The organism is Modestobacter lapidis, assembly GCF_054780755.1.
The window spans coordinates 1-4,333 of sequence record NZ_BAAGVS010000045.1; the positions used below are offsets into that span (position 1 = coordinate 1).

Sequence of the window (4,333 nt, forward strand, 5' to 3'; positions counted from 1 at the left end):
CGGCCGACAGATCAACTGGAAGACACCAACGGTCAGCCGTTCCCAGAGTCAGACCACCGGTGCGGGGCTCGCCTTCAATCATCACTGCCGTCCCCTTGTGCGTTGAGCCGTTGAGTCCCGCCTGCGCGGGAGCCTCCGGCCCCCACTCGGCGGGATCCCCAGTGGTTCAGTCCGTAGGCACCACCTACGTCGTCACGGAGGGTTGCTCGGGTCCCTCCATCACAGCTTGACCAAGGGGGCGTAGCGGAGCACCAGGCGCTTGGTGCCGCCGGAGCCGAAGTCGACCGTCGCCTGGGCCTTGTCGCCGGCGCCGGTCACCTCGACCACCGTGCCCATCCCGAACGCGTCGTGGCTGACCCGGTCGCCGACGTCGACGGAGATCACCGGCCGGTTGCCCGCGCCGCCCCGCAGCCCGCCGGTGGACAACCCCGTGGCCGCCACCCGCGACTGCGCCGACGCGTACCCGCGCGACACCGGGGCCGGCTCCGTGCGCGCCCAGTGGACGGCGTCGGCCGGCAGCTCGTCGAGGAACCGGGACGGCGGGTTGTAGGCCGGCTGCCCCCAGCTGGTGCGCACGGTCGCCCGGGACAGGAACAGCCGCTGCTGCGCCCGGGTGATGCCCACGTAGGCCAGCCGGCGCTCCTCCTCCAGCTCCCGGGGGTCGCCGAGCGCCCGCAGGTGCGGGAAGACCCCGTCCTCGAGGCCGGTCAGGAAGACCACCGGGAACTCCAGGCCCTTCGCGGTGTGCAGGGTCATCAGCGTGACCACCCCCGCGTCGTCACCGGTCACCGGGATCTGGTCGGCGTCGGCCACCAGCGAGACCTGCTCGAGGAACTCGGTGACCGTGCCGCCGGGGTGGGCCGCCTCGAACTCCGCGGCGACGGAGATGAGCTCGTTGAGGTTGTCGACCCGCCCCTCGTCCTGCGGGTCGGCACTGGCCGAGAGCTCGGTGAGGTATCCGGTGCGGTCGAGGATGCTCTCCAGCAGCGCCGCGGGCCCGGAACCCGTCTCGACCAGCTGCTCGAACTCCTCGAGCAACGCGACGAACTCCTCGATCGCCTTGAGCGAGCGGGTGGCCAGGCCGGGGGCCTCGGCAGCCCGGCGCAGCGCCGCCGCGAAGGGCACCCGGTCGCGGTCGGCGAGCTGCTCGACGCAGGCCTCGGCCCGCTCGCCGATGCCCCGCTTCGGGGTGTTCAGCACCCGGCGGAGGCTCACCACGTCGGCCGGGTTGGCGACCACCTTCAGGTAGGCCAGCGCATCACGGACCTCGCGCCGCTCGTAGAACCGGACCCCGCCGACCACCTTGTAGGGCATGCCCACCCGGATGAACACCTCCTCGAACACCCGGGAGGCGTTGTTGGTGCGGTAGAAGATCGCGATGTCCTTCGGCTGGGCCTTGCCCTCGTCGGTGAGGGCGTCGATCTGCTCGGCGACCCAGGCCGCCTCGTCGTGCTCGTTCTCGGCGACGTAGCCCTCGATCAGCTCGCCGTCGCCGGCGTCGGACCACAGGCTCTTGGGGCGCCGGGAGGTGTTGCGGGCGATCACCTGGTTGGCCGCGCGCAGGATCCGCTGCGTGGACCGGTAGTTCTGCTCCAGCACGATCGTCGTGGCGTCGGGGTAGTCGCGCTCGAACTCGTCGATGTTGCGGATCGTCGCGCCGCGGAAGGCGTAGATCGACTGATCGGCGTCGCCGACGACGCACAGCTCGGCCGGTGGCACCGGGCCGGTCGCGCTGCCACCCACCCCACCCACCAGCTCGCGCACCAGCACGTACTGGGCGTGGTTGGTGTCCTGGTACTCGTCGACCAGCACGTGCCGGAAACGCCGCCGGTAGTGCTCGGCGACGTCGGGAAAGGCCTGCAGCAGGTTGACCGTGGTCATGATCAGGTCGTCGAAGTCCATCGAATGGGCCTCGCGCAGCCGCCGCTGGTAGAGCCGGTACGCCTCGGCGAGGACCTTCTCCGGCGGCGTCTGCGGCGCGAAGGACTCCTCGTCGATCAGCTCGTTCTTCAGGTTCGACACCTGAGCGGCCAGCGATCGGCCGGGGTAGCGCTTGCTGTCCAGGTCGAGGTCGCGGGCGACCATCGTCATCAGCCGGACCGAGTCGCCCTGGTCGTAGATGGTGAACGAGCTCTTCATGCCCAGCTTCGCGGCCTCGGCCCGGAGGATCCGCACGCACATCGAGTGGAAGGTCGACACCCACATCGCCCGGGCGCGCGGGCCGACCAGGGAGGCGACCCGCTCCTTCATCTCACCGGCGGCCTTGTTGGTGAAGGTGATCGCCAGGATCTCGCCGGGCTGGGTGTGCCGGGCGCCCAGCAGGTAGGAGATGCGGTGCGTGAGCACCCGGGTCTTGCCCGACCCCGCGCCGGCGACGATGAGCAGCGGGCCACCCTCGTGGACGACGGCCGCGCGCTGCGGCCCGTTGAGCCCGGAGAGCATCCGGTCGAGCTCGCGGCCGGCCTGCCCGCGTGGCGCACGGGGGAGTTCGGCGGTACCGGGAAGGGCTTGCTGCGCGCTGCTCATGACCCGGCCACTCTAGGCCGGGCCACCGACGGTCCCGCCGACCGAACACGGCGGTGCGCCCCGGCACTGGCGCGCGGACGGGGGCCGTGCCACACTCTCCGCGTGCTGCGCCACCGCGAGTTTTACTACGGCCACCGGGTTCCGGTGTCCGTCCTCGCTGGCTGAGCAGCCAACGCACACGACGCCCCGGGCCCACGGCCCCGGGGCGTTTTCTCTTTCCCGGGGGCGGACGCCCGGCCACTCCCCGGAGGACACCATGAGCACCATCACGCTGTACACCCCCGCCGACGCGGGCGCCGAGCCCGAGCCGGCCGACCGGATCGGCGAGCTGCGCACCGAGATCGACGCCTGCGACGCCCAGATCATCGAGCTGGTCCAGCGGCGGCTGGCCATCTCCCAGGAGATCGGCGTCCTGCGCACCTCCACCGGCGGCATGCGGCTGTCGCTGTCCCGGGAGCGGCAGGTGCTGTCCCGGTTCCGCAACGCCCTCGGCCCGGACGGCGCGACGCTCGGGATGATGCTGCTCCGTCAGGGCCGCGGACGGCTCTGAGGAAGGACCTCACCGGGCGCTCCGACGACGGCGAGCTGCCCTCGTCCGGCCTGCGCGCCGTCCGGCAGCTGGCCCACCGGGCGCGGGAGCACGTGCAGGCCCGTCGTCCCCGGTTCGACACCGACCCGGGGGTGGCGCGGGTGGTGACCGAGCGGATCCTCGCCGCGGTCGGCCGGGAGGCTACCGCCGACCCGGCCGTCCGGATGGAGCCGGCCGAGGTCAACGGCATGCCCGGCGTGGTGGCGTGGACCGGGGACGCCGTCGTCCTGGTGGCCTCGCTGGTGCTCGTGGACGGACGGGTCGGGCAGGTGCTGATCGTGCGCAACCCGGAGAAGCTGGGCCGGTCGACCGCGCCGCGGTACCAGCGGACGTCGGGCGACCTAGGCTCCCGCGCGTGACCTTCCCGCTCCCCTCCCGTCCCGCCCCGTACGTCGAACGGGTCCTGTGCGTGCTGGCCCACCCCGACGACGTCGACTTCGGCAGCGCCGGAACGGTCGCCACGTGGACGGCCGCCGGCACCGAGGTCACCTACTGCATCGTCACCGACGGCGATGCCGGCGGCTTCGACGAGACGCCCCGCGACCAGATGGGGCCGCTGCGGCAGGCCGAGCAGCGCGCCGCCGCGGCCGCGGTCGGGGTCACCGACGTCCGGTTCCTCGGCTACCCCGACGGCCGGCTCGAGCCGACCCTGGGCCTGCGGCGCGACATCAGCCGGGTGATCCGCCAGGTGCGTCCGCAACGCGTGCTCACCAGCTCACCGGAGCGCTTCTGGGAGCGGATCGGGGCCAGCCACCCCGATCACATGACCGTCGGGGAGTCGACGCTGCGCGCGGTGTACCCCGACGCCCGCAACCCCTTCGCGTTCCCGGAGCTGCTGGCCGCCGAGGGCCTGGACGCCTGGACGGTCGACGAGGTGTGGCTGGGGGCCAGCCCGCGCGCCGACCACGCCGTCGACGTCACCGACGTGGCCGACCGCAAGTTCGCCGCCCTGCGGGCACACGTCACCCAGGTGGGTCACCGGGCCGACCTCGAGGAGTTCGTCGGCGGCTGGATGCGGCAGACCGCCCGCACCCACGGTCTGGCCGACGGGCGGATGGCCGAGGCCTTCCACGTCGTGTTCACGGCATGATCTGCCGTCCTCCGGACGGCACCGCGGCCACGTGATGCTCCTATAGATGGTCAAGCCGCTTTTTCAAGATCTTTGCCGGCTGCGGTGGAGACGAGGGCGGAGTAGATTTCGCGGACGAGGTAGCGCTT

At 72.3% G+C, this 4,333-nt stretch carries 4 protein-coding genes; 3 read left to right on the plus strand and 1 reads right to left on the minus strand.

Annotated features, from left to right (window positions below; translation table 11 throughout):
- Nucleotides 1-219 precede the first annotated feature (219 nt).
- Nucleotides 220-2,526 (minus strand): DNA helicase PcrA, encoded by a 2,307-nt coding sequence (gene pcrA, locus ACYVG5_RS21300; protein WP_222050771.1) that lies wholly within the window; start codon nt 2,524-2,526, stop codon nt 220-222.
- Nucleotides 2,527-2,782: 256 nt separating this feature from the next.
- Here pcrA and ACYVG5_RS21305 point away from each other — a divergent pair, with 256 nt between their 5' ends.
- The 3 genes from ACYVG5_RS21305 (at nt 2,783) to ACYVG5_RS21315 (ending at nt 4,205) form a co-directional block, all read left to right on the plus strand.
- Nucleotides 2,783-3,076, plus strand: coding sequence for a chorismate mutase (locus ACYVG5_RS21305; protein WP_222050770.1), 294 nt, complete (start codon nt 2,783-2,785; stop codon nt 3,074-3,076).
- A 92-nt stretch (nt 3,077-3,168) separates the two neighbouring features.
- Complete coding sequence (locus tag ACYVG5_RS21310) at nt 3,169-3,474, plus strand: sigma-70 family RNA polymerase sigma factor family protein (RefSeq protein WP_222050769.1); 306 nt, start codon at nt 3,169-3,171, stop codon at nt 3,472-3,474.
- Complete coding sequence (locus ACYVG5_RS21315) at nt 3,471-4,205, plus strand: PIG-L deacetylase family protein (protein WP_222050768.1); 735 nt, start codon at nt 3,471-3,473, stop codon at nt 4,203-4,205. Before ACYVG5_RS21310 ends, ACYVG5_RS21315 begins: the two co-directional genes overlap by 4 nt.
- The last annotated feature ends 128 nt before the right edge of the window (nt 4,206-4,333 follow it).

What these genes read in the sequence shown, in the direction of transcription:
- pcrA (WP_222050771.1), bottom strand. Translation starts at nt 2,526, where the DNA reads ATGAGCAGCGCGCAGCAAGCCCTTCCCGGTACCGCCGAACTCCCCCGT.
- ACYVG5_RS21305 (WP_222050770.1), top strand. Translation starts at nt 2,783, where the DNA reads ATGAGCACCATCACGCTGTACACCCCCGCCGACGCGGGCGCCGAGCCC.